Source organism: Acinetobacter sp. NIOH-H-8 (assembly GCF_046635365.1).
GTDB lineage: Bacteria > Pseudomonadota > Gammaproteobacteria > Pseudomonadales > Moraxellaceae > Acinetobacter.
This window is the reverse complement of sequence record NZ_JBHDVN010000360.1, coordinates 1-387: the sequence shown is the minus strand read 5'-3', so window position 1 is coordinate 387 and position 387 is coordinate 1. Positions and strand designations below refer to the sequence as shown.

Genomic DNA, 387 nt, shown 5'->3' with positions numbered 1-387 from the left:
GCTCGTACAGGGTCAGCCCCAGACTGGCCAATTTCTCTTCCCCATTGGCTCCGGCAGGTACCGCCAGCAGCACGGTGGACTGACGCAGCTTGCCCACCGCATCCTCCCCCTGGATCCGCAGTCGCAGCGTACTCTCCGCTTCCACCTCGCCCAGGGTCTGGGCCAGTTGGGCCGGCGGCGTCTCACGATAGGGATCGTGCACCATATCCATCCCTAACCCGGGACGGAACAGGCTGAAGGCCACCAGCAGCAGCAGCAGTTTTTCGTACCAGCGACTCGTCACCAGGAACCAGCCCTGGGTGGCGGCGGCGAAGATCAGCATGGCGACGGTGGCCACCACGAAGATCAGCACGCCGTGGGCGAAGTCCACGTCGATCAGCAGCAGAT

Annotated in this window: 1 protein-coding gene; it reads right to left on the bottom strand. The window is 64.3% G+C overall.

What is annotated here, in order from left to right; genetic code table 11:
* Positions 1-387 (bottom strand): DUF3394 domain-containing protein (locus tag ACEWB7_RS18655; RefSeq protein ID WP_411581183.1); only part of this gene is annotated, 387 nt, incomplete at both ends.